Source organism: Paraburkholderia fynbosensis, assembly GCF_902859935.1.
Taxonomy (GTDB): domain Bacteria; phylum Pseudomonadota; class Gammaproteobacteria; order Burkholderiales; family Burkholderiaceae; genus Paraburkholderia; species Paraburkholderia fynbosensis.
This window is the reverse complement of the sequence record NZ_CADIKI010000002.1, coordinates 31,608-54,548: the sequence shown is the minus strand read 5'-3', so window position 1 is coordinate 54,548 and position 22,941 is coordinate 31,608. Positions and strand designations below refer to the sequence as shown.

The 22,941-nt window shown below is 63.2% G+C and carries 24 protein-coding genes and 1 tRNA gene; 13 read left to right on the top strand and 12 right to left on the bottom strand.

The genetic code is table 11. The annotated features are described in order from the left end of the window. Positions 1-403: 403 nt before the first annotated feature. Genes ampD through HV770_RS03200 form a run of 3 tightly spaced genes read right to left on the bottom strand, consistent with a single transcriptional unit; the run spans position 404 to position 2,254 of the window. On the bottom strand, positions 404-1,000 hold the full coding sequence (ampD, locus tag HV770_RS03210; protein ID WP_175158073.1) for a 1,6-anhydro-N-acetylmuramyl-L-alanine amidase AmpD: 597 nt from the start codon (positions 998-1,000) through the stop codon (positions 404-406). Next, the gene (locus HV770_RS03205) at positions 997-1,317 is read right to left on the bottom strand and encodes a PP0621 family protein (protein ID WP_175158072.1); all 321 of its coding nucleotides are present in this window, start codon (positions 1,315-1,317) and stop codon (positions 997-999) included. Before HV770_RS03205 ends, ampD begins: the two co-directional genes overlap by 4 nt. 10 nt (positions 1,318-1,327) lie before the next feature. Continuing rightward, on the bottom strand, positions 1,328-2,254 hold the full coding sequence (locus HV770_RS03200; RefSeq protein WP_175158071.1) for a cytochrome C assembly family protein: 927 nt from the start codon (positions 2,252-2,254) through the stop codon (positions 1,328-1,330). An 81-nt stretch (positions 2,255-2,335) separates the two neighbouring features. On the opposite strand from HV770_RS03200, the gene ffh reads away from it, so the two are divergent. Together ffh and HV770_RS03190 are read left to right on the top strand one after the other, a co-directional pair. Next, a complete protein-coding gene (ffh, locus tag HV770_RS03195) occupies positions 2,336-3,703 on the top strand; it encodes a signal recognition particle protein (RefSeq protein WP_121315750.1) in 1,368 nt (455 codons plus the stop codon). Positions 3,704-3,869: 166 nt separating this feature from the next. Beyond that, positions 3,870-4,421, top strand: a complete 552-nt coding sequence (locus HV770_RS03190) for a hypoxanthine-guanine phosphoribosyltransferase (protein WP_042320806.1) — start codon at positions 3,870-3,872, stop codon at positions 4,419-4,421. Positions 4,422-4,584: 163 nt separating this feature from the next. On the opposite strand, the gene HV770_RS03185 is transcribed toward HV770_RS03190, so the two are convergent. Next, the gene (locus HV770_RS03185) at positions 4,585-5,184 is read right to left on the bottom strand and encodes a MarC family protein (protein WP_175158070.1); all 600 of its coding nucleotides are present in this window, start codon (positions 5,182-5,184) and stop codon (positions 4,585-4,587) included. Positions 5,185-5,196: 12 nt separating this feature from the next. Next, positions 5,197-6,933: a proline--tRNA ligase gene (locus HV770_RS03180; protein ID WP_175158069.1), complete on the bottom strand. Its 1,737-nt coding sequence runs from the start codon at positions 6,931-6,933 to the stop codon at positions 5,197-5,199. 303 nt (positions 6,934-7,236) lie between these two features. Here HV770_RS03180 and HV770_RS03175 point away from each other — a divergent pair, with 303 nt between their 5' ends. Together HV770_RS03175 and HV770_RS03170 are read left to right on the top strand one after the other, a co-directional pair. Continuing rightward, complete coding sequence (locus HV770_RS03175) at positions 7,237-7,977, top strand: RNA pyrophosphohydrolase (RefSeq protein WP_175158068.1); 741 nt, start codon at positions 7,237-7,239, stop codon at positions 7,975-7,977. 76 nt (positions 7,978-8,053) lie between these two features. Then, positions 8,054-8,611, top strand: a complete 558-nt coding sequence (locus HV770_RS03170; RefSeq protein WP_175158067.1) for a CNP1-like family protein — start codon at positions 8,054-8,056, stop codon at positions 8,609-8,611. A gap of 123 nt (positions 8,612-8,734) precedes the next feature. Here the strand turns inward: HV770_RS03170 and proB are convergent, their stop codons facing one another. From proB to rplU, 4 genes are all read right to left on the bottom strand, one after another. Then, positions 8,735-9,853: a glutamate 5-kinase gene (gene proB, locus HV770_RS03165; protein ID WP_042320793.1), complete on the bottom strand. Its 1,119-nt coding sequence runs from the start codon at positions 9,851-9,853 to the stop codon at positions 8,735-8,737. Between the two features lie 75 nt (positions 9,854-9,928). Then, complete coding sequence (gene cgtA, locus HV770_RS03160; RefSeq protein WP_175158066.1) at positions 9,929-11,047, bottom strand: Obg family GTPase CgtA; 1,119 nt, start codon at positions 11,045-11,047, stop codon at positions 9,929-9,931. A 227-nt stretch (positions 11,048-11,274) separates the two neighbouring features. After that, a complete protein-coding gene (rpmA, locus tag HV770_RS03155; RefSeq protein WP_020071242.1) occupies positions 11,275-11,538 on the bottom strand; it encodes a 50S ribosomal protein L27 in 264 nt (87 codons plus the stop codon). Between the two features lie 25 nt (positions 11,539-11,563). Further along, on the bottom strand, positions 11,564-11,875 hold the full coding sequence (rplU, locus tag HV770_RS03150; protein ID WP_007180329.1) for a 50S ribosomal protein L21: 312 nt from the start codon (positions 11,873-11,875) through the stop codon (positions 11,564-11,566). Positions 11,876-12,115: 240 nt separating this feature from the next. On the opposite strand from rplU, the gene HV770_RS03145 reads away from it, so the two are divergent. The 9 genes from HV770_RS03145 to yacG all read left to right on the top strand — a co-directional run bounded on the left by HV770_RS03145 (position 12,116) and on the right by yacG (position 20,297). Further along, positions 12,116-13,108, top strand: coding sequence for a polyprenyl synthetase family protein (locus tag HV770_RS03145; RefSeq protein WP_175158065.1), 993 nt, complete (start codon positions 12,116-12,118; stop codon positions 13,106-13,108). Between the two features lie 48 nt (positions 13,109-13,156). Beyond that, positions 13,157-13,233: transfer RNA gene (locus HV770_RS03140), tRNA-Pro, on the top strand. Positions 13,234-13,430: 197 nt separating this feature from the next. After that, positions 13,431-14,729, top strand: coding sequence for an HlyC/CorC family transporter (locus tag HV770_RS03135; protein WP_175158064.1), 1,299 nt, complete (start codon positions 13,431-13,433; stop codon positions 14,727-14,729). Positions 14,730-14,880: 151 nt separating this feature from the next. Beyond that, positions 14,881-16,176, top strand: coding sequence for a GspE/PulE family protein (locus tag HV770_RS03130; protein WP_175158063.1), 1,296 nt, complete (start codon positions 14,881-14,883; stop codon positions 16,174-16,176). After that, on the top strand, positions 16,173-17,402 hold the full coding sequence (locus tag HV770_RS03125) for a type II secretion system F family protein (protein ID WP_175158062.1): 1,230 nt from the start codon (positions 16,173-16,175) through the stop codon (positions 17,400-17,402). The genes HV770_RS03130 and HV770_RS03125 overlap by 4 nt, the downstream gene beginning before the upstream one ends. A 28-nt stretch (positions 17,403-17,430) precedes the next feature. After that, a complete protein-coding gene (locus HV770_RS03120; protein WP_175158061.1) occupies positions 17,431-18,372 on the top strand; it encodes a prepilin peptidase in 942 nt (313 codons plus the stop codon). Positions 18,373-18,375: 3 nt separating this feature from the next. Beyond that, positions 18,376-18,978 (top strand): dephospho-CoA kinase, encoded by a 603-nt coding sequence (gene coaE, locus HV770_RS03115; RefSeq protein WP_175158060.1) that lies wholly within the window; start codon positions 18,376-18,378, stop codon positions 18,976-18,978. Positions 18,979-19,218: 240 nt separating this feature from the next. Next, positions 19,219-19,974: a cell division protein ZapD gene (gene zapD, locus HV770_RS03110; RefSeq protein ID WP_175158059.1), complete on the top strand. Its 756-nt coding sequence runs from the start codon at positions 19,219-19,221 to the stop codon at positions 19,972-19,974. A 125-nt stretch (positions 19,975-20,099) separates the two neighbouring features. Continuing rightward, positions 20,100-20,297 (top strand): DNA gyrase inhibitor YacG, encoded by a 198-nt coding sequence (gene yacG, locus HV770_RS03105; RefSeq protein ID WP_121315760.1) that lies wholly within the window; start codon positions 20,100-20,102, stop codon positions 20,295-20,297. Positions 20,298-20,355: 58 nt separating this feature from the next. Here yacG and HV770_RS03100 read toward each other — a convergent pair whose 3' ends face one another. Genes HV770_RS03100 through argJ form a run of 3 tightly spaced genes read right to left on the bottom strand, consistent with a single transcriptional unit; the run spans position 20,356 to position 22,939 of the window. Next, entirely contained in the window at positions 20,356-20,778 is a 423-nt protein-coding gene (locus HV770_RS03100; RefSeq protein WP_121315761.1) for an NUDIX domain-containing protein, read from the bottom strand. Further along, entirely contained in the window at positions 20,775-21,644 is an 870-nt protein-coding gene (locus tag HV770_RS03095) for an ATP-binding protein (protein ID WP_175158058.1), read from the bottom strand. The genes HV770_RS03100 and HV770_RS03095 overlap by 4 nt, the downstream gene beginning before the upstream one ends. A 53-nt stretch (positions 21,645-21,697) precedes the next feature. Then, a complete protein-coding gene (argJ, locus tag HV770_RS03090; RefSeq protein ID WP_175158057.1) occupies positions 21,698-22,939 on the bottom strand; it encodes a bifunctional glutamate N-acetyltransferase/amino-acid acetyltransferase ArgJ in 1,242 nt (413 codons plus the stop codon). Positions 22,940-22,941 lie beyond the last annotated feature (2 nt).

Below are 22,941 nucleotides of genomic sequence, written 5' to 3'. Positions count from 1 at the left end.
GACTGCGATGACGCCTGGTTCGAATTCGTCACGGTCTTCATCGGGTGTGTCGCGATCACTTGCTGTGCCCTTTTCCTGAATGCTTCTAGGTGCGGCCGGAGGTCTCTACCGGCTGTGCCCCAAAATTTTTTCTCTGCTGGAATGCTTGCGGCGCCGTGTTCGACCGAACGGGGCGCCGCTGATTTATGCACTGGGTTATCCACACAGTTATGCACACTCGACACAAGATATAGTGTGCGACTGAATCTACGGCACCAAGTATAGTGGAGATTCAAGTCAGGTCAAATCGTTTTATTTGGGCCGTCGGGGTTGACTTTTTGCATCGCGCGCTGCGAAGCCGCCTCCCCGAGAACGAGGCCACGCCTTGCTCTCCTCGCATCACGCGAACTCGCGCGAAGGGGTGCTACAGCGTTTTGGAAAACTTGAGATAGGGGAAGTACTGATCCGCAAGCGCTGTATCTTTTTGCAGCCGCTGCCATTCGAAATGCGGCCCTGGATCGGTCTTGCGACCGGGGGCGATGTCCGAGTGACCGGCCAGCGCATCGACCGGATAGCGCGCCTTCAGCGCGCTCACCAGGGCACCGAGCGTGCGGTATTGCGCCGCTTCGAAGGCAGTCGTGTCGCTGCCCTCCAGTTCGATGCCGATCGAGAAATCATTGCAGCGCTCGCGGCCGAAAAAATTCGACGGCCCCGCGTGCCACGCGCGCGCGTTGCACGAGACGAACTGTGCGAGCGCGCCGTCGCGATGAATCACGAAATGCGCCGACACTCGCACGCCGCGCAGGTGCGAGTCGTAGTACGGGTGCGCATCGCAATCGAGCGTGTTCTGGAACAGTTCGGCGATCGCCGTGCCGCCGAACTCGTCGGGCGGCAGGCTGATGTTGTGGACGACAATCAGCGTCGGCACGGCCCCGGCGGGCCGCGCTTCGAAATTCGGCGATGGCAGTTGGCGAGCGGCGGCGACCCAGCCGTCTGCATCGACGGCGAATTCGACGCTCATCGAGCGTCGCGGCCCGAGGGACGCGCGCCGTGACGCTGCGCGTGGGCGGCGCTGCAGAACGGCTGCCCCGCCACCTCGACCGAGTCGCTCTTCGGCGCGTGCACGCCGCATTCGACGCAGCGGATCATCGGCTCCGCGAGTTGCGGCGCGGCGGTGGGCTGCGCGCCGCCGCTGGCAGCACCATCGGCGCTTCTGGCGCTGGCGCCCTGCGCGCCCGTGCCGGTTCGGCGGGCCGTTTGCGCATCGTGACGGCGCACCGCCTTCACCAGCCATTGGCCGACGATGAACAGCAGAATCAGCAAAAAAATTTGTCGCATGGGGACACGCTCACACTACGGCACGGTGCAACAGCACCTCGAAGACAAAACGGCTGCCGACGTACGCCAGCAACAGCGCGACGAACGACGCCAGCACCCAGCGCAATGCCGCACGGCCGCGCCAGCCGGACACCTTGCGCGCGGTCAGCAACGCGCCGAACATCACCCAGGAAAGAATCGCAAAGACGGTTTTGTGATCGAGCCGCAGCGCGCGGTCGACCAGTTGCTCGCTGAACAGGATGCCCGACACGAGCGTGAGTGTCAGCAGCACGAAGCCCGCGCCGATCAGACGGAACAGCAGCTTTTCCAGCGTCAGCAGCGGCGGCAGCGTGTCGAGCCAGCTCGACAGCCAGCCGTTGCCCGCGGCGGCCGCGTGCCGTTGCGCGAGGCCGCCGCGCATCGCATGCAGACGCCGCTCGACGAGCAGCATCAGAATGGCGTGCAGCGCCGCGATCGCAAACAGACCATACGCGATGTTGGCGATCAGGAAGTGCAGCTTGAACATCGGCGCGGCCGCGTACGGCAGCACGCGCACGCCGTTAAACGCCAGCGGCAACAGCGACGCGATGCACGCGAGCGGCAACACGAGCAGGCGCAGGCCGTCGAGCGGAAAGAAAAAACTCTCGATCCAGTAGATGCCCGCGCCGAGCCAGAACATGGCCGACAGTGCGAACGCGAAGCCGAACACCATCGCATTCTGCGGGAAGATGGTGGCATGCAGCAGCACGCCATGCGCGAGCAGCGCGACGAACAACAGCGCACGGCCCGGCGTGCTCATGCCCGATGCGGCCGAAGCGACCGGAATACGCGCGGCAGCGGGCATCGGCGGCACGCTCTCCAGCATGGGACGCGCGGCGGCGTGCCGGTGCGAGCGCCAGCCTGCCACGGCAAGACCGCCATAGAGGAGCGCAGTGAGGGCATACAGTACAATATCCATATTCGAAGTTTACACTAGGCCCCTACTCCGCGACGTCTTCCACGTCGCGTGCTGCGCGGGCCGCACTGTTCATCGCTCCCCATGCTCGACAATCTGACTCAACGGATGGCGCGCGTCGTCAAGACACTGCGCGGCGAAGCCCGGCTCACCGAGGCGAACACCCAGGAAATGCTGCGCGAAGTTCGCCTGGCGCTCCTCGAGGCCGACGTGGCGCTGCCCGTCGTGCGCGAGTTCATCGCCAAGGTGAAGGAAAAGGCGCTTGGCGAGGAAGTCATCAGCAGTCTGTCGCCGGGTCAGGCGCTGGTCGGCGTGGTGCAGCGCGAGCTGACCGCGATCATCGGCGGCGACTATGAAGGCAAGGCGGTCGAGCTCAATCTCGCAGTCACGCCGCCGGCCGTCATTCTGATGGCGGGTCTGCAGGGCGCCGGTAAGACGACCACGGTCGGCAAGCTCGCCAAGCTGCTGCGCGAGAAGTACAAGAAGAAGGTGCTGACAGTTTCGTGCGACGTCTACCGCCCCGCCGCTATCGCGCAGCTGAAGACGGTGACCGAGCAGGTCGGCGCGGATTTCTTCCCGTCGGAACCGGACCAGAAGCCGGTCGACATCGCACGCGCCGCCGTGGACTGGGCCAAGCGCCACTACCACGACGTGCTGCTGGTCGACACGGCCGGCCGTCTGGGTATCGACGAAGCGATGATGCAGGAAATCACCGCGCTTCACGGTGAATTGAAACCGGCGGAAACGCTCTTCGTCGTCGACGCAATGCTCGGCCAGGACGCGGTGAACACCGCCAAGGCGTTCAGCGACGCATTGCCGCTCACCGGCGTGGTCCTCACCAAGCTCGACGGCGACTCGCGCGGTGGCGCGGCGCTCTCCGTGCGCCACGTGACGGGCAAGCCGATCAAGTTTGTCGGTGTCGCGGAAAAACTCGACGGCCTCGAAATCTTCTATCCGGATCGGATGGCGAACCGGATTCTCGGCATGGGCGACATTCTCGCTCTCGTCGAAGAAGCGCAACGCGGCGTAGATGTTCAAGCCGCGCAGAAGCTCGCCGACAAGGTCAAAAAAGGCGGCGACTTCGACCTCAACGATTTCCGCGCGCAGCTCACGCAAATGAAGGGCATGGGTGGCCTGTCGTCGCTGATGGACAAACTGCCCGCGCAGTTCCAGCAGGCCGCCGCCGGCGCCGACATGGGCCAGGCCGAAAAGCAGATGCGCCGCATGGAAGGCATCATCAACTCGATGACCCCGCTGGAGCGCGCGAAGCCCGATCTGATCAAGGCCACCCGCAAGCGCCGCATTGCCGCAGGCGCGGGCGTGCAGGTGCAGGAAGTCAACCGCATGCTGAACCAGTACGACCAGATGCGCACGATGATGAAGAAGCTCAAGGGCGGCAATCTGCAGAAGATGATGCGCGGCATGAAGGGCATGTTGCCCGGCATGCGCTAAGCTTTAGCAAAACGGTGGGCGCGCGTCACGTACACGAAGCACGGCGCGCGCGGCTGACTCCAGGTTCGTGCGGGTTTATTCTGTCCCGCAAGCCGCCGTTGCCCAAGGGAGCTTCCTGCGGGGCGCTCTTTCACCCTATGTATACAGTTACCGCCCGCCAGACGTCATGAACCGCGAAGAAGCCCTCCACATTTTTAGCCACTCCGAAGAAATCGTTTCGGCCAGCGACGTCAACGCGTCGATCAGCGGCATGGCGGCCGCCATTCGCGACGAGATGAGCGAGGACTTTCCGCTCGTGCTGTCGGTGATGGGCGGCGCCGCGGTGTTCACCGGCATGCTGCTGCCGCACCTCGATTTCCCGCTCGAGTTCGACTACATCCATCTAACCCGCTACCGCAACACCACCAAGGGTGGCAACGAGATGCAGTGGCGCGTCGCACCGGCCGAGTCGGTGAAGGACCGCGTCGTGCTCGTGCTCGACGACATCCTCGACGAAGGCGAGACGATGGCCGCGATCCGCGACCGCATCCTGGCGATGGGCGCGAAGCGCTTCCTGAGCGCGGTGCTGTGCGAGAAGATCATTCCGAAGGCGAAGCCGCTGCGCCCCGACTACTGCGGCTTCGAAGTGCCGGACCGCTACGTGTTCGGCTGCGGGATGGACGCGAAGGGTTACTGGCGCAACCTGCCGACGATTCGTGCGCTGACCGAAGGGGCTTGATCGAGGCGCGTTTGACAGCGCCGCTGTCATGGCGGCATGCGGTCGATCCCCGCGAAGAGATGGCGTAAAAAAGCGGCCCATGTGGGCCGCTTTTTTTTCTGCGCCGCAAGCGCAACGTGAGCGCACTCGATGCTTGTGCAGAACGGTTCTCGTGCGCCCAGACTCATAGATGCTGCACGAAAGACCGGATACCACCGAGCATCATTTCGACCGAGATCGCCACCAGCACGAGACCCATCAGCCGCTCGAAGGCCGCCATTGTACGCTCGCCGAGCAGGATCTGAATGCGCTCGGCCAGCATGAGCACGATCGCGCAGACGATCATCGTGACGGTCAGCGCGCCAATCCACTCGAACATCTTGCCGGGCGCCTGCGACGTCAGCAGCATGACCGTCGCCAGCGCCGATGGACCCGCCAGCGCCGGGATCGCGAGCGGCACGATGAGCGGCTCGCCGCCGCGCGCGTCGCCGCCGAACGGACCGTCCGGATGCGGGAACACCATTCTCAGCGCGATCAGAAACAGCACGATCCCGCCGCCGATGCGCAACGACTGGTCGCTCAGGCTCATCATGCGCAAAAAGCCCTGACCCAGCACCATGAAGATCAGCAGGATCGCAAAGGCGATCGCCACCTCGCGCAAAATGACGATCGTGCGACGCTCAGGCGCCACCCCGCGCAGACAACTGACGAAGACCGGAATATTGCCAAGCGGATCGGTGATCAGGATCAGCAGGACGGTGGCAGAGAGGAAGGTGTACTCCACCGTCCGCTCCGCTTAGCGCGCCAACGCCGCGCGCACCTTCCCGATGACCGTCTGGGCGGCATCTTCGACCGGCAGCAGCGTCGGTTCGGCGTCGCGGCGGCCTTGGTATTCGAGCTTGCCGTCCTTCAGACCACGGTCACCGATCACGAGACGATGCGGCACGCCGATCAGCTCCCAATCGGCGAACATCACGCCGGGGCGCTCGCCACGGTCGTCGAGAATCACGTCGATGCCCGCTTCGACCAAGGTCGCATACAGCTTGTCGGCCTGCTCGCGCACGGCCTCGCTACGGTCATAGCCCATCGGACACAGCACAACTTCGAACGGCGCGATCGACTCCGGCCAGATGATGCCCTTGTCGTCGAAATTCTGTTCGATCGCGGCGCCGAGAATACGCGTGATGCCGATACCGTAGCAGCCCATTTCCATCGGCTGCGGCTTGCCGGTTTCGTCGAGGCAGTTCGCGTTCATCGCTTCCGAATACTTGGTGCCGAGCTGGAATACGTGGCCCACTTCGATACCGCGGCAGATGTCGATCTCGCCCTTGCCGTCCGGCGATGGATCGCCCTTCTTCACATTGCGGATGTCGGCGACGACCGGCTCCGGCAGATCGCGGCCCCAATTCACCCCGGCGATGTGGTAATCCACCTCGTTCGCGCCGACCACGAAGTCGCTCATGTTCGCGACCGTGCGATCCGCGACGACCTTGACCGGCTTCTTGGTGTTGATCGGACCTAGGTAACCCGGCGGCGTACCGAATGTTGCAATGATTTCGGCCTCGGTTGCCATGCGGAAGTCGGTGAGACCGGGCAGCTTGCTTGCCTTGATCTCGTTCAGATCGTGATCGCCGCGCAGCATCAGTAGCCAGATGGTCGGCTCGGCGCCTTCGTTTTCCGTTGCCAGCACGATCGACTTGATCGTGCGTTCGAGCGGAATGTTCAGCAGTTCGGCGACGGCCTCGCACTTCGCCTTGCCAGGCGTCGCAGTCTTCTTCATGTCTTCGGCCGGGGCGGCGCGTTGCGCGTAGAGCGGCAGAGCTTCGGCCGCTTCGACGTTCGCAGCGAAGTCCGAGGTCGGGCAATAGGCGATCGCGTCTTCGCCGGTGTCGGCGATCACGTGAAATTCGTGCGAGCCGCTGCCGCCGATCGAACCGTTGTCCGCGGCCACCGCGCGGAAGTCCAGACCGAGGCGCGTAAAGATTCGCACGTATGCGTCGTACATCTTGCGATACGACTCGCGCAGACCTTCGGCGTCCTTGTCGAACGAGTACGCGTCTTTCATGATGAACTCGCGGCCACGCATCACGCCGAAACGCGGGCGGATCTCGTCGCGGAACTTCGTCTGGACCTGATAGAAGTTGACCGGCAACTGGCGATAGCTCTTGATCTGATTGCGCGCGATGTCCGTGACCACTTCTTCGTGCGTCGGGCCGAGCACGAAGTCGGACTGTTTGCGATCCTTGAAGCGCAGCAACTCGGGGCCGTACTTTTCCCAGCGGCCCGATTCCTGCCACAACTCGGCTGGCTGCACCGACGGCATCAGCAATTCAATCGCGCCTGCCCGGTTCATTTCTTCGCGCACGATGGCTTCTACCTTGCGGATCGAACGCAGGCCGACCGGCAGGTAGTTATAGATGCCGCCGGCGACGCGGCGGATCATGCCGGCGCGCACCATGAGCTTGTGGCTGACGATCTCGGCGTCGGCGGGAGCTTCTTTCAAAGTGCCGATAAAGAAACGGGAAGCTTTCATTCAGATTATCCAAAAGCGGCGGCTCCGGAGGGACCGCCCGAAAGGTGAAAACGGTGGGGAAATCGATACAGATCCGGCGCTGAGCCAGCACGGTTCGCCTGACACCGGCAACGACGCTGCCCGAGCGCGGCGCCGAAGCCGCGCGCACAGCTTGTGCACAAGGGATAAGGCCCGGAAAGACTGACAGGCTACCGCAAATGCGAGGCTTTTGCGGCGATTCGTTCCATTCTGGTGCGATTCGGTGCGTCGGGTCCGTTATCTGTTTATAATCAAAGCAATTTTAAAGGATTCGAAGGTGGTTGTATGCTGGATCGTGAAGGCTTTCGCCCGAACGTCGGCATCATCCTCTTGAACGCGCACAACGAGGTGTTTTGGGGCAAACGGCTCCGTGAACATTCCTGGCAGTTTCCGCAAGGGGGCATCAAGTACGGAGAGACCCCCGTGCAAGCGATGTATCGGGAGTTACACGAAGAAACCGGACTGCTTCCTGAGCACGTCAAGGTGATCGGTCGCACGCGCGACTGGTTGCGTTACGAGGTGCCTGACAAGTTCATAAAGCGCGAAGTACGCGGTCATTACCGCGGCCAGAAGCAAATCTGGTTCTTGCTCCGGATGGTAGGACGCGACTGCGACATCTGCTTGCGCGCCACCGACCATCCTGAGTTCGATGCGTGGCGCTGGAACGAGTACTGGGTGCCGCTCGACTGTGTGATCGAGTTCAAGCGGGATGTGTATCAGTTGGCGCTGACGGAGCTATCCCGTTTCATGCGCCGGGCTGCGCCGCGTGCGGAAAAACCTGGCGGGCACCATGGGCCGCGTTATCCCCGGATAGCGTCGTCGATGGAAAGCCCACCGGATTCCACGGTAATGACGGTGACTTCCGTAACGTCCGTCAGCATCGAAACATCGGTTCACGTCACGATCGCGTCCGATTGCGGTCAGGATTCCAGGTCAGCGGCCGATGTGTGCGCCGATCCGGAGCGCCGGGAAGAATCGGCCGACGAAACCGCCGGCTTGCTGTTCCGCCCGGGCGTGCGCAATTAACAACTCTGTGCGGCTGTCCATGCCGCCTCTGCTGGCGCGGCTCCTCGAGCCGCGCCAGTGTTTCGGGGAAATCATATTGAAAGCACTTGCACTCGTCGTGGCGTGTGTCGCCACCGGCGCCCTGCTGGCTGGCTGCTCGAGCGCCGGCAAACCCACCAATCAAGACGACAGCGCGTTCGTCTACCTGCTTGACCGCAAAGGCAACTGGGTTGAAAACCAAGTGGACACCCTGCCGCCGCTGCCGCAAGAGTCGAATCTGCTGCCGTTCGAGGTGTCGGGCAATACGCCGCTGCAGTTCGCAATCGACCGGAATTCGCTGAGCGTCGGCACCGACGGCGTGGTGCGTTATACCGTGGTCGTGACGAGCCCGAGCGGCGCTCGCAATGTGAACTACGAAGGAATCCGCTGCGACACTTACGAATGGCGTCTGTATGCGGGCCTGAATGCGGATCATGACGGCTGGGACCGCACGGTCGCCAACGAGTTTTCGCGCATCGAGAACGGCGCGTTGAACGCCTATCACGCGGCGCTGTACCAGGACTATATGTGCGCGAACAAGATGCCTACGGGGAAGGCCGCGCAAATCATCGAGAATATCCGCTACAAGCGTACCGCGACCTCGTTGATTCACTGAGGCGCGATTTTTCAGCGCCGTGTGTTCAATCATGCGGGCGCGTCGTGGACATGAAAAAATGCCGTTCTAACGGAAGCTGGAACGGCATTTTTTATCGGCCATACACGTCTGCCGGTCAGTGAGTCAGACCAGCACCAGGTTGTCGCGATGGATCAGCTCGGGCTCCAGCATGTAGCCGAGCACCGATTCGATCTCGCCGCTCGGACGCCGTTGAATCAGCTTGGTTTCCGCGCTGCTGTAGTTTGTCAGGCCGCGCGCCACTTCGTGCCCTGCAGGGCTCAGGCAAGCGATCACCTCGCCGCGCGCAAAAGCGCCCTGCACACCGACAATGCCGATAGGCAGCAAGCTCTTGCCGCCAGCGGTCAGCTTTTCGACCGCACCGTCGTCGATCACCACATGGCCGCGCACCTGCAGATGATCGGCCATCCACTGCTTGCGTGCTGCCATCCGTGCGGTGCGCGCGATCAGCTGCGTGCCGATCGCCTCGCCTGAGGCCAGCCGCGACAGCACATCCGCTTCGCGTCCGCTCGCGATCACCGTATTCGCGCCGCTGTGAGCCGCACGCTTCGCAGCAAGAATCTTCGTCAACATGCCGCCACGACCCAGACTCGAGCCCGCCCCACCGGCCATTGCTTCGAGTTCCGGCGCACCCGCATCGGCTTGCTGAACGAGCGTGGCGCTCGGGTCCTTGCGGGGATCGGCGGTGAAGAGACCTTGCTGATCGGTGAGGATGACGAGCGCATCGCCTTCGATCAGGTTGGCGACCAGCGCGCCCAGCGTGTCGTTATCACCAAACTTGATTTCGTCGGTAACGACCGTGTCGTTCTCGTTGATGATCGGCACCACGCCCAAACGCAGCAGCGTGAGCAACGTGGAGCGCGCGTTCAGATAGCGCTCGCGGTCGGCCAGGTCGGCGTGAGTAAGCAGAATCTGCGCGGTCTGAATCGAGTGCTCGGCAAAGCGGCTTTCGTACACTTGCGCAAGGCCCATTTGACCGACGGCCGCAGCCGCCTGCAATTCGTCGATTTCGCGTGGTCGTTTGGTCCAACCGAGCCGCTGCATTCCTTCGGCGATGGCGCCCGAACTGACCAGCACCACTTCCTTGCCTTGCGCACGCAGCGCGGCAATCTGCGCGGCCCAGCGGCCGATTGCTGCATGATCGAGGCCACGCCCGTCATTCGTGACGAGGCTCGAACCGACTTTCACTACCAATCGCCGGGAATCTGCGATGACGGAACGCATTGTGCGCTGTCTCCCAAGATGACGCATGATGCATGCCGGCAGCCCGTCCAAGCCTGCCGGCGCTCGAGCTTTTTATTACTGTGGGTCGGCGCTTGATTCGTCGGCTGCAGCCGGTGCTTCCGGCTTCTCGCGAAAACGCACGTCGGCGGCGAGATCTTCGGCTTCCGCTGCGCGTTGCGCGTCCGAATGCGCAGCGATGTGATCGAACACCGCGTAGCAAAGGTTTTCGCAGCCCTGACCGGTCAGCGCCGAGATTTCGAACACCGGTCCGTCCCAGCCAAAGCCTTCGAGGAATGCCGAAACCCGCGCTTCACGCTCGTCTTCGGGCACCATGTCGAGCTTGTTCAGGACCAGCCAGCGCGTTTTCTCGTAAAGCAGCTCGTCGTACTTGCGCAGTTCGTTGACGATCGCCTTGGCTTCCGCGACCGGATCGACCGCATCGTCAAACGGTGCAAGGTCGACGATGTGTAGCAGCAAGCCGGTGCGTTGCAGGTGACGCAGGAACTGGTGACCGAGACCCGCACCTTCGGCCGCGCCCTCGATCAGACCGGGGATGTCGGCGATGACGAAGCTGCGGCTCGGCCCGACCCGCACCACGCCGAGATTCGGCGCGAGCGTGGTGAAGGGGTAGTCGGCGATCTTCGGCTTCGCGTTCGACACCGACGAGATGAAGGTCGACTTGCCCGCGTTCGGCATGCCGAGCAGGCCGACGTCGGCCAACACCTTCAATTCGAGGCGCACCATGCGGCGCTCGCCCGGCTTGCCGTCGGTCTTCTGACGCGGCGCACGGTTCGTACTGGATTTGAAATGCAGATTGCCGAGGCCGCCCGCGCCGCCCTGCGCGATCTGCACGCTCTGGTTGTGCTCGGTCAGATCGGCGATCAGCTCGCCGGTTTCCATGTCGGTAATCGTCGTGCCAACCGGCATGCGCAGCGTGATGTCATCGCCGCCCTTGCCGTAGCAGTCCGCGCCACGGCCATTTTCGCCGTTGCGCGCCAAGTGTTTTTTCGCGTAGCGGTAGTCGATCAGCGTGTTGATGTTGCGGTCTGCGACCGCGATCACGCTGCCGCCCCGGCCGCCGTCGCCGCCATCCGGGCCGCCGAACGGAACGAATTTCTCGCGGCGCATCGACGCGCTGCCATCCCCTCCGTCGCCGGCGATGACTTCAATCCTCGCTTCGTCAATGAACTTCATGCGTAACTCCGTCCCGTGGTGTACTGCCAGATGGTGCTGCCAAGTTTGTTGCTATCGGATGCTGCTATTTTGCCGCGCCCGCCGCAGGTTGATCAATCGACCGAACGGCATAGCCGCCTCGTCATGCATGATCGATTTCGCGAATCGGGCGAAAGCGCTGCAATAAAAAAAGCCCCGCTAACTTCGCGGGGCCTTTTTCCGGTCCTGAAGCCCGTGCCTGAGTAAGCTCAGACTGCTGCCGGGACGACGTTGACCATGTGCTTCTTCGCTGCGCCTTTCGTCGAGAACTGAACGTGGCCGTCTGTCAGCGCGAACAAGGTGTGATCCTTGCCGATACCGACGTTTTCACCAGCGTGCATACGCGTACCGCGTTGACGCACGATGATGCCACCAGCGTTGATAGCCTGGCCGCCATAAACCTTCACGCCGAGGCGCTTCGATTCAGAGTCGCGGCCGTTGCGGGATGATCCGCCTGCCTTTTTGTGTGCCATTTGATTTGCTCCTTAACCGGTGCGCTTACGCGTTGATCGCGTCGATGCGCAGTTCGGTATAGTTCTGGCGGTGGCCGCCATGCTTCTGGTAGTGCTTCCGGCGACGCATCTTGAAGATCGTCACTTTTGCGTGACGACCTTGCGACACGACGGTAGCCTTGACGGAAGCCCCACTGACCAGCGGCGTACCGAACTTAATCGATTCGCCTTCGCCCACTGCGAGAACCTGGTCGAGCGTGATTTCAGCGTCAATGTCTGCCGGTATCTGTTCTACTTTAAGTTTTTCGCCGACGGCAACTTTATACTGCTTGCCACCGGTTTTTATGACCGCGTACATTGAGAACCTCACTCTGTGTTCATTTTTCCCACGCACCGCGCGCGGAAACCCGTGATTATACATAGAGTTAGCTGCTTGGTCAAAACTCATTGAGAGCCGCCGCGCGCGAAGGCCGGCGCCTTGCCGCACGACCCCGGCGCGCGGCCCTGAATGAGGCCTCGAGTGCGCCGCGCCGCAGCCAGCGACCCGGAACTGCCGCGATTCGCCTTATAATTCGCGGCACTACCCAATTCAGCCATCATGTCGTCGACTGCCACCCCCTCCTCCAACGCCGCCAGCCTGCTTGCTCCGATCGCCGAAGACATGCAGCAGGTCAATCGCGTCATCCGGCACCGTCTTGCGTCCGACGTGATGCTGATCAATCAGATTTCCGAGTACATCATCAGCGCCGGCGGCAAGCGGCTGCGACCCGCGCTACTGTTGCTGGTGGCGGGCGCGTTGGGCGAAACCACCGGGCACCGGCATGAACTGGCGGCGGTCGTCGAATTCATCCACACCGCGACGCTGCTGCACGACGACGTGGTCGACGAATCCGATCTGCGGCGCGGCCGCCAGACCGCCAATGCGCTGTTCGGCAATGCCGCGAGCGTGCTGGTCGGCGACTTTCTGTACTCGCGCTCGTTCCAAATGATGGTGGGTGTGGGCAAGATGCGCGTGATGGAGATCCTGTCGGAGGCGACCAACATCATCTCCGAGGGCGAAGTGCTGCAGTTGCTGAACATGCACGACGCGGACGTCGACGAATCCCGCTACATGCAGGTGATCCGCTACAAAACCGCCAAGCTGTTCGAAGCCGCCGCCCAGCTCGGCGCGGTGCTGGCCGGTTCGGACGCGAAAACCGAAGCGGCCGCCGCGGAATTTGGCCGCCGCATCGGCACCGCTTTTCAGATCATGGACGACTGGCTCGACTACACCGGCACGGCCGAGTCGATGGGCAAGAACGCCGGCGACGATCTGCGCGAAGGCAAACCCACGCTCCCGCTGATCTATCTGATCGAGCGCGGCACGCCCGAGCAATCGGCACTGGCGCGCGAAGCGATCGAACAAGGCGGCACGGACCGTTTCGACACGATTTTCGAGGCTATCACGCGTTCAGGCGCGCTGGACCACACGCTCGAGTGCGCGAAACAGGAAGCCCAAGCAGCCGCAGCAGCAATTTCTTCGTTTCCCAGTTCCATTTTCAAGGATAGCCTGCTAGAATTATGTTCTTACTCGACGGCAAGACAGTCTTGAACGAGACTGAAACGCCGGGCTAGTCCGAATCGAGTTCGCAGTACAAATCGGGGTGTAGCTTAGCCTGGTAGAGCGCTACGTTCGGGACGTAGAGGCCGGAGGTTCGAATCCTCTCACCCCGACCAGATTTGCCTTGTCAGTTCGAGGCTCGAAAAACCGCCGCAGCTTGCTGGGCGGTTTTTTGTTTTACGCGCCATTTTCCTGCATCATGCGCGACGCTCGTCGCCTATGCGCGATTGAGCCCCCCCGCCCTCCGCCAACACGGCTCGCCGCGCCCCCTCTGCTATATTCTCTCCATCCTCTCCCCTATTCTTCACGACGCGTGGAACAACTTCCCTTATGGGCGCAGATTGGCGCCGTCTTTCTGCTGCTTATCTGCTCCAGCTTCTTTTCGATTTCCGAAACGGCGATGATGGCGATCAATCGCCATCGCCTGAAACACCTCGCCGGCCAGAACGCGCTCGGCGCAAAGACCACTCAGGGTCTGCTCGCCCACACCGATCAACTGTTGAGCGTCGTGCTGATCGGCAATAACCTGTTCAACACGATCATCCCGGTGCTCACTACCTCGATCGCCTTGCACACGTTCGGCCGCAACAACCTGGTGCTGTCGATCGCGACCGGCATCGTTGCGTTCCTCATCATCGTGTTCGCGGAGATCACGCCGAAAATCGTCGGCGCGACGTTTCCCGAAAAGATCGCCCTGCCGGCGAGCCTGCTGATCGCGCCGCTGATGCGCGCCGCGAAGCCGCTCGTCTGGTTCGTGAACCTGTTCGCCAACGGCATCTTGCGCGTGCTGCACATCAATACGAAAGGCGCGCACGACCAGCGTCTGTCCACCGAGGAACTGCGCACCATCGTGCTGGAGTCGGGCAGCTTCATGCCGACCAAGCACCGCAGCATCCTGCTGAACCTGTTCGACCTCGAAAACATTTCCGTCGACGACGTGATGATCCCGCGCCGCCGGATCGAAGCGCTCGACTTCGATGCACCGTTCGAAGAGATTCTGCATCAACTGGAAACCTGCTATCACAACAAGCTGATCGTCTACCAGGGCGACATCGACCGGGTGCTGGGCGTGCTGCATGTTCGCAAGACGCTCGCGGCCCTGCACAACCAGGAGCTGGAGCGCGAGACGCTACGCGAACTGCTGGCCGAGCCGTACTTCGTGCCGAGCGGCACGCCAGTCTTCCAGCAATTGCAATACTTTCAGGAAAGCCGTCACCGCACCGCGCTGGTCGTCAACGAGTACGGCGAACTGCAAGGCCTCGTCACGCCGGAAGACATCATCGAGGAGCTGATCGGCGAATTCACGACATCGATTCCGCGTAGCGCCAATTCGCGCGGTGGCTGGAATGAGAACGGCGAATGCATCGTCGCGGGCAGCATGCCGTTGCGCGAGCTGAACCGCTGGCTGCACCTCACACTGCCCACCGACGGCCCCAAGACGCTTAACGGCCTGATCCTCGAAATTCTCGAGGACATTCCCGATGGCGACGTGTGCGTGCAGATCGGCGAAATCAAACTCGAAGTCATGCGCAGCGACGATCAGGCGATTCGCACCGTCAAGCTGTTCAAGCCGCCGACGCGCACGAAGGGCGGCAAAGCGCTGGTAGGCTGAGGTCCTTCACGCCGCCGGTGTCCGATATACCAGGCAGCATCACACACTCCTGCGGCGCGCGCCATTAGCCGTTTGGCCGAATGGCGGCGCCAGCCGCGTTACCGGAAGATGAAGCCGTCATGTTCTACAGGCGGCTCATCACCGGTTTCCCATGCAAGCATCTTTTCAGGTTGCGGCAACGTCGCCGCGGCCCATCGCTTTCGACAATGACAGCACGTCGCGCATGAAGCCCACTCCGTTCGCCACCGAAGCTGGCGCGGCCCGGCTCAGCGATCCCGACAACGCGCCTGCCGTACGTCTATTGACCGACACATTGCAGGAAGCGACCCGGCGCAACGCGTCGGACCTTCACATCGAGCCGGCGGAGCACGGCTGGCGCGTGCGATTGCGGATCGACGGCGTGCTGCATGAGATTCCGCAGCCGCCCGCTCATTTGCGCGACGCCTTCATTACGCGGGTGAAGGTGCTGGCGCGCATGGACATCGCCGAGCGGCGCGTGCCACAGGACGGTCGCCTGCGTATCGCGACGTCGCCCGGGCGGATCGAGGACTATCGCGTCAATTCGCTGCCAACGCTGTTCGGCGAAAAACTCGTCTTACGCCGGCTCGACGCATTGCCCACCGATCTTTCGCTCGACTCGCTGGGCCTCGATGCGCGCCAACGTGAGGCGCTCGACGCCGCGATTCACGCGCCGCACGGTCTCGTGCTCGTCACCGGGCCGACGGGCAGCGGCAAGACGCTGTCGCTGTACTGCTTCCTGAACCTGCTGAACGGCGAGGCGCGCAATCTGTGCTCGGTGGAAGACCCGGCGGAAATCCAGCTGGCCGGCATCAATCAGGTCAGCGTGCGTGAAAAGGCCGGGCTCACTTTCGCTGTGGCGCTGCGCGCATTCCTTCGACAGGATCCCGATGTGATCATGGTCGGTGAAATTCGCGACGATGAAACCGCCGATGTCGCCGTGAAAGCCGCCCAAACGGGCCACCTCGTTCTGTCGACCCTGCACACGAACGATGCGCCTGCCGCGATCGCGCGCCTGATCGATATCGGCGTCGAGCCGTACAACCTCGCGGCAGCGCTGCGGATGGTAACGGCACAGCGGCTCGTGCGGCGTCTGTGCGTCGCGTGCCGTACGCCCGCGCCGCAATCGGCGACGGCGCTGCGGGCCGCCGGCTTCGACGATCGTCAGCTCGAGGGCTGGCAGCCGTATGCGGCAACCGGATGCGCGGCTTGTCACGGTATCGGTTACAAAGGCCGCGTCGGAGTTCATCAAGTGATGCCTGTCTCCGATGCGATGCGCGAACTGATCGTCTCAAGCGCCGGCACGCATGAGCTCGCACGGCTCGCGCAAACCGAACAGGTGGCCACGTTGCGCGACGCGGCGTTGGCACGTGTACGCGACGGCACCACCAGTCTCGCTGAAGCACTGGCTGCCACCGAAATCGCATGAGCACGGTCACGACTCATCCGCATCCTGCGGCCGACACGCGCTTCCGGTGGCGCGGCGTCAATGTCGCCGGCCTACACAAGAACGGCACGCTGATCGCGCCGGACGCGAGCACCGCTCGAGCCATGCTCAAGCGCGAAGATCTGTTCATCGTCGAACTCGCCGCGCATGGAGCGGCGCCGCGCCCCAAGGCGCGCGCTGCGGACGTAACGCTATTCACACGACAACTCGCCAGTCTGCTGCGTGCCGGTTTGCCGCTCGCGCCCGCGCTGGATCTGTTGGCGCAAGGGCAATCGTCGAACCGTCAGGGCATGCCGCGCATCGTCGGCGCACTGGCGCGCGACATCACGGCGGGCCTGCGCTTTTCTGCGGCGTTGCAAAGGCACCCGGGGCAATTCAATGCGCTGTACTGTCAACTCGTCGAAGTCGGCGAGGCGGCCGGCGCGCTGGCCGCCGTCCTCGCGAGAATCGCCGATGACCGCGAACGCGCCGCCGCGCAGCGCGCGAAAGTGCGCGCGGCACTGACCTATCCGGTCGCGATCCTGCTGCTGGCCACGGCGATCACCGCTGCCTTGCTGGTGTGGGTCGTGCCGACCTTCAAACAGATCTTCGACGGCTTCGGCGCGAAGCTGCCCGCACCGACACAGTTCGTGCTCGCCTTGTCGTCGGGCGCGGCGCGCTGGAGCCTGCCCATCATCGCGTTGATCTTCGTGTTGACTTCGGCAGTGAGTTTCCTGCTACGACGTTCCGACATTGCCCGCATCCGGTTCGCACGTCTGTCGCTGAGAATGCCGGTCGTCGGGCCGTTGCTGCGTACGCTGTGCGCGGCACGCTGGAGCCGTGCGCTCGGCACCTTGCTATCGGCCGGCACACCCCTCGCCGACGCGTTCGATTCATTGACTCACGCGACAGGCAACGCGTTCTTCGACCGGGCCACGCTCGACATCGCCGCACGGCTGCGGCGCGGCGAGCGACTTGCGACGGCCATGCGCGCGGCGCGCTGCTTTCCGCCCGAGGTCGTGCAGCCTGTGGCAGTGGCCGAGGAGTCCGGCGCGCTCGACACCATGCTGATCGACGTGGCGTCGCTCGCGGATCGTCAGGTAGACGAGAAGATCGGCACGCTGTCGAGCCTGTGCGAGCCGCTCGTGATCGTCGTGCTGGGGACGCTGGTCGGCGGCCTCGTGATCGCGATGTATCTTCCCATTATTCAACTCGGCAACGTGGTGTAGGATCGCAGCCGAATCCAATCCCTTATCCATGCAGGCGCCTTTTCCACTCGTGTCAGAAACTTCTTCCAGTCTGCTCTCGGCCTTGCTGCCCAGCCACCTCGCGACCGGATTCGGCCTCGCGTTCGGCAGCTTGCCCGCCGGTCTGCAGATGGCGTTTGCCATCGTGTTCGGCCTCGTGATCGGCAGCTTCCTGAACGTGGTCGTGCATCGGCTGCCGATCATGCTGGAGCGTGCGTGGCATGCGGAAATCAGCGACACCAGCGACCAGCCGCCGCCCGAAGATGGCCTGCCTGCGCGCTATAACCTGTGGGTGCCGCGTAGCGCGTGTCCGCATTGCGGGCACGTCCTGCGCACGTGGGAGAATCTGCCGGTGCTGAGCTATGTGCTGCTGCGTGGACGCTGCTCTGCCTGCCACGCACACGTGAGCCTGCGCTATCCGCTGCTCGAGATTGCCAGCGCCGCGTTCGCGGCGGGCGCCCTCGCGCTGTTCGGCCCGACGACCACGGCGCTCGCCGCCTTCGGCTTGTGCGCGGCGCTGCTCGCGATGAGCGCGATCGACATCGACACGCATCTGCTGCCCGATTCGATGACGCTGCCGCTTCTGTGGACGGGTCTCATCGTCAATTTCAACGGCATGTTTGCGAGCCTGCACGATGCGGTGCTCGGCGCCATCTTCGGTTACCTTGTGCTGTGGGCCGTGCATTGGCTGTTCCGGCTGGTGCGCGGCGTCGAAGGCATGGGCTACGGTGATTTCAAGCTGCTCGCGGCGCTTGGCGCGTGGCTCGGCTGGGCCGCCTTGCCGCAGATCGTGCTGATCGCCGCGGTGACGGGCGCGGTGGTCGGCCTCGCGGCGACGTGGCGCGGCCGCATGCGCTTCGAAGAGCCGCTGCCGTTCGGGCCGTTTCTCGCAGCGGGTGGCGCGCTCACGCTGTTTCTCGGCACACCGCTGTATCTGGCTCTGGGAGGCTGAAGCATGTTTGTCGTAGGACTCACCGGCGGCATCGGCAGTGGTAAATCGACCGTCGCCGATCTGTTCGCCGCGCACGGCGTGTCGCTCGTCGACACGGACCTGATCGCGCATCGCATCACCGCGCCGCACGGCATGGCGATGCCGCCGATTGCCGCGGAATTCGGCCCCGCGTTCGTCGCCGCCGACGGCTCACTCGAGCGCGCGCGCATGCGGGAACTCGTATTCAGCGACGAGGGCGCCCGCAAACGTCTCGAAGCCATCACGCATCCGTTGATTCGTGCGCAGACCAAGCGCGAGCAGCGCGAAGCACAAGGCCCTTACGTAATTGTCGTGGTGCCGCTACTGGTCGAGTCGGGAAGCTGGAAGCACCGCGTGAACCGTGTGCTGACCGTCGATTGCAGCGTCGAGACGCAGATTGCGCGCGTCATGAGCCGCAACGGCTTCAGCCGCGACCAGGTGCTGGCGATCATCGCCCGCCAAGCCACGCGCGAAGCGCGCCTCGCCGCAGCCGACGACGTGATCGACAACGACAACGCGCCGCTCGGCACGCTGAAGGCGCAAGTCGACAAGCAGCATCGCGCGTATCTGTCCCTCGCGGGCGCATGAGCCGAAACCGCGCCGTCGGCGAAGCGAAAAAACGCGCGCGACACATGAAAACCACGCGCCGCCGCATGCCCTTCTCGTTGAACTTTACGGCAGCGTGTAAGCCAAAGCACGCGGAAAGTGCCCGAAACACGTGAAAAAAGTTGCGAAAGCGCGCTGAAAAAGTGCGTGATTGCTAGGGTAGTCCCACGGCATTAGAATGTTCTGCATTCCCGTCACCGACCACGCCCGAGGCGACCCCGCTTGATCCTTTACGAGTATCCCTTCAACGAGCGAATCCGGACGCTGTTGCGCCTCGAAGATCTGTTCGAGCGCTTCACGTTCTTTCTGACTCAGGAAGACGCCAGGGAACATCACGTCGCACTGACAACGTTGTTCGAAATCTCAGAAGTTGCGGGTCGCGCGGATCTGAAGTCTGATCTGATGAAGGAACTCGAGCGTCAACGGCAAACGCTGGCGCCGTTTCGCGGCAACCCGGGAATCGAGCAGAACGCGCTGGAAGCCGTGCTCGGCGAAATCGAACAGACTCTCGCGGGACTCGGGCAGATGCAGGGCAAGACCGGCCAGCATCTTGCAGACAACGAGTGGCTTGCCAGCATTCGCAGCCGCGCGATCATCCCTGGTGGCACGTGCAAATTCGACCTGCCGTCCTACTATGCGTGGCAACAGCTTCATCCCAATCAGCGCCGCCAGGACATCGCCAAGTGGGTCACGCCGCTACTGCCGCTTCGCGACGCAGCCACCATCGTTCTACGGCTCGCCCGTGAATCCGGCCAGGCATCCAAGGTGATGGCGATGCAAGGCAGCTATCAGCAGATGCTGTCGGGGCGTTCGTATCAATTGATGCAGGTTCGGGTGGCGCCTGAATTGCGGGTGATTCCTGAGGCGAGCGCCAACAAGTACATGCTGTGGGTGCGGTTCACGGTGCAGGACGGCGATTTGCGTCCGCGTGCCGTCGATGTCGACGTGCCGTTCCAGCTCACGCTTTGCAGCCTATAAACAGGCCCGCCACCTGGCGTGCGACGTTCGCCCGCCGGATCCGGATAGAGGGATGCGCCTTTAAAGTGGCGCGAAATGCCCCTATATTCGTTACTTGTTCCGTTTGCGATTGACTGCCTGACCGTATGCCTACCGTCGTCAAATGCCCCACTTGCGGCAAGGATGTCCGCTGGACCCCCGAAAGCCGCTACCGTCCGTTCTGCTCCGATCGCTGCAAGCAGATCGATCTCGGCGCTTGGGCCGCTGAGAAGTACAAGATCGGTGGGACCGATCAGGAAGCGTCGTCGGATGAGACACCCGGGGGGGACTACAACCCGCATTGAGCGGGCTCCTGTGGCGGCAGACGCTACTAGCACAGCGCCCGCCCTAACCTTCTGTCTATCAGTTCTTTTCCGCCGCGAGCCATTCCAGTACCGGAATGGTCGCCGGCAATAGCGGCGCGACGTCAGCAGGCAACGCCTGCCAGACGAACGCCTGGCCTTCGCGGCCGTGCGGCTCGCCGGACCACTGCGTCACCTTGCAGAAGAAGAGCCGCACATAGGCGTGCGGGTAATCGTGTTCGAGCGTATGCCAAAGATGGCTTGCCTCTACGTCGATCCCCAGTTCCTCGTGGAGCTCGCGCGCAAGTGCGGCCTCGACCGACTCGCCCGCCTCCAGCTTGCCACCCGGAAATTCCCAGTAACCCTCATACGGTTTGCCGGCCGGACGCTGCGCCAGCAGATAGCGCCCGTCCGGCTGAATCAGCACGCCGACGGCGACTTCCGTCACCGGACGGCCCGCGGCATTCTTCTGCGCGTCGCTCATGCCGGGCTCTTCCGGCCGGACCAGTCGCGAGCGAATTGCCACGCGACGCGTCCGGAGCGCGAGCCGCGTTCGAGCGCCCAAACCAGCGCGTCGCCGCGCGCGGCCTCGACTTCGGCGTCGTCGCAACCGAAATGCCGCAGCCAGTGGGCAATGATCGACAGGTAGTCATCCTGCTTGAACGGATAGAAGCTGACCCACAGCCCGAAACGCTCTGACAGCGAAATCTTTTCTTCCACCAGCTCGCCCGGATGAATCTCGCCGTCGGACGTGTGCTTGTACGTCTCGTTGTCGCTCATGTACTCGGGCAACAGATGACGGCGATTCGACGTCGCGTAGATCAGCACGTTGTCGGACTGGGCGGCGATCGAACCGTCGAGCGCGACCTTCAGCGCCTTGTAGCCGGACTCGCCGTCTTCGAACGACAGGTCGTCGCAAAACACCACGAAGCGCTCCGGCCGCTTCGCGATCAGGTCGACGATATCGCCGAGATCGTGCAGATCGTCCTTGTCCACTTCGATCAGACGCAGGCCGTCTTTCGCGTAGGCGTTCAGGCACGCCTTGATCAGCGACGATTTGCCGGTGCCGCGCGCGCCCGTCAGCAGCACGTTATTGGCCGGCTGCCTGTGCACGAACTGGCGCGTGTTCTGCTCGATCAGCCCTTTCTGGCGATCGATGTTCTGCAAGTCGTCGAGCGTGATCGACGAGATGGCGGGCACCGGCTGCAGGTAGCCGCGCCCCTGGCGCTTGCGCCAGCGAAAAGCGACCGCGGCCGACCAGTCGATCTCAGGCGCGGCGGGCGGAAGCATCGCCTCAAGACGGACGAGCACGGCTTCGGCCCGGGTCAAAAACTGTTCGAGTTTGTCCATGACGGTGAGGTAAGCGGCCCAATGCGCGGCCGAAGGCCGCCCAATGAACCTGGTTACGAGCGATAGTCAGCGTTGATGCTCACGTAGTCGTGCGACAGATCGCAAGTCCAGATCGTGGCTTGCGCATCGCCGCGGCCGAGTACGACGCGAATGCCGATCTCGCTCTTCTTCATGACGCGCTGGCCGTCTTCCTCACGGTAGGCCGGGTTGCGGCCGCCGGCGGTCGCGACCAGCACGTCGTCCAGATACAGATCGATCTTGCCGACGTCGAGATCGTCCACGCCGGCATAGCCGATGGCCGCCAGAATGCGGCCGAGGTTCGGGTCCGATGCATAGAAGGCTGTCTTCACAAGCGGCGAGTGACCGATCGCATACGCGATCTGCCGGCATTCGCCGGCGCTCGAGCCGCCTTCGACATGCACGGTCATGAACTTGGTCGCGCCTTCGCCGTCGCGCACGATCAGTTGCGCGAGCGTTTGGGCGACTTCGGTCACCGCATCGCGCAACGCTGCATAAGCGGGCGAATCGGTGGACGTGATCGCCGGCAGGCTCGATTTGCCCGACGCGATCAGGATGAACGAATCGTTGGTCGACGTATCGCCATCGATCGTGATGCAGTTGAACGAGCGGTCCGCGACATGTTTGACCAGCGCGTCCAGCACCGGCTGCGCGAGCGCTGCGTCGAACGCGAGGAACCCGAGCATGGTCGCCATGTTCGGCTTGATCATGCCCGCGCCCTTGCTGATGCCGGTCAGCGTGACCGTGTGGCCGTCGATCGTGACCTGGCGCGAGGCGGCCTTCGCCAGCGTGTCGGTGGTCATGATCGCCTGCGCGGCGTCGTACCAGTTCGCTTCCTTAAGGTTGGCCAGCGCGGCCGGCAAACCGGCCTTCAGACGATCGACCGGCAGCGGTTCGAGAATCACGCCCGTCGAAAACGGCAGCACCTGTTCCGGCGCGATGTCGGCGAGACGCGCGAGTTCGGCGCACGTTTCGCGCGCCGCCACGAGACCCGGCTCACCCGTGCCCGCGTTCGCATTGCCCGTGTTGATCACCAGCGCGCGGATCGGCTTGCCGCCGGCGCGCACGCGCGCCAGATTCTCACGGCACACCGTGACGGGCGCCGCGCAAAAACGGTTCTGCGTGAACACGCCGCCTACCGTCGCGCTTTCGTCGACGGAGATGACGAGCACGTCTTTACGGTTCGGCTTGCGGATGTTCGCCTCGGCCCAGCCGAGCGTAACGCCGGCGACAGGGTGGAGTTGAGCGGGATCGATCGAGGGGAAATTGACAGCCATGG

Bases quoted from the DNA above. Each gene is read 5' to 3' on its own strand.
- argJ (WP_175158057.1), bottom strand. From the start codon at position 22,939: ATGGCTGTCAATTTCCCCTCGATCGATCCCGCTCAACTCCACCCTGTC.
- rplU (WP_007180329.1), bottom strand. From the start codon at position 11,875: ATGTACGCGGTCATAAAAACCGGTGGCAAGCAGTATAAAGTTGCCGTC.
- ffh (WP_121315750.1), top strand. From the start codon at position 2,336: ATGCTCGACAATCTGACTCAACGGATGGCGCGCGTCGTCAAGACACTG.
- HV770_RS03175 (WP_175158068.1), top strand. From the start codon at position 7,237: ATGCTGGATCGTGAAGGCTTTCGCCCGAACGTCGGCATCATCCTCTTG.
- HV770_RS03130 (WP_175158063.1), top strand. From the start codon at position 14,881: ATGCAAGCATCTTTTCAGGTTGCGGCAACGTCGCCGCGGCCCATCGCT.
- proB (WP_042320793.1), bottom strand. From the start codon at position 9,853: ATGCGTTCCGTCATCGCAGATTCCCGGCGATTGGTAGTGAAAGTCGGT.
- HV770_RS03200 (WP_175158071.1), bottom strand. From the start codon at position 2,254: ATGGATATTGTACTGTATGCCCTCACTGCGCTCCTCTATGGCGGTCTT.
- HV770_RS03100 (WP_121315761.1), bottom strand. From the start codon at position 20,778: ATGAGCGACGCGCAGAAGAATGCCGCGGGCCGTCCGGTGACGGAAGTC.
- ampD (WP_175158073.1), bottom strand. From the start codon at position 1,000: ATGAGCGTCGAATTCGCCGTCGATGCAGACGGCTGGGTCGCCGCCGCT.
- HV770_RS03180 (WP_175158069.1), bottom strand. From the start codon at position 6,933: ATGAAAGCTTCCCGTTTCTTTATCGGCACTTTGAAAGAAGCTCCCGCC.
- rpmA (WP_020071242.1), bottom strand. From the start codon at position 11,538: ATGGCACACAAAAAGGCAGGCGGATCATCCCGCAACGGCCGCGACTCT.
- HV770_RS03190 (WP_042320806.1), top strand. From the start codon at position 3,870: ATGAACCGCGAAGAAGCCCTCCACATTTTTAGCCACTCCGAAGAAATC.
- coaE (WP_175158060.1), top strand. From the start codon at position 18,376: ATGTTTGTCGTAGGACTCACCGGCGGCATCGGCAGTGGTAAATCGACC.
- HV770_RS03145 (WP_175158065.1), top strand. From the start codon at position 12,116: ATGTCGTCGACTGCCACCCCCTCCTCCAACGCCGCCAGCCTGCTTGCT.
- HV770_RS03125 (WP_175158062.1), top strand. From the start codon at position 16,173: ATGAGCACGGTCACGACTCATCCGCATCCTGCGGCCGACACGCGCTTC.
- HV770_RS03205 (WP_175158072.1), bottom strand. From the start codon at position 1,317: ATGCGACAAATTTTTTTGCTGATTCTGCTGTTCATCGTCGGCCAATGG.
- HV770_RS03095 (WP_175158058.1), bottom strand. From the start codon at position 21,644: ATGGACAAACTCGAACAGTTTTTGACCCGGGCCGAAGCCGTGCTCGTC.
- yacG (WP_121315760.1), top strand. From the start codon at position 20,100: ATGCCTACCGTCGTCAAATGCCCCACTTGCGGCAAGGATGTCCGCTGG.
- HV770_RS03120 (WP_175158061.1), top strand. From the start codon at position 17,431: ATGCAGGCGCCTTTTCCACTCGTGTCAGAAACTTCTTCCAGTCTGCTC.
- cgtA (WP_175158066.1), bottom strand. From the start codon at position 11,047: ATGAAGTTCATTGACGAAGCGAGGATTGAAGTCATCGCCGGCGACGGA.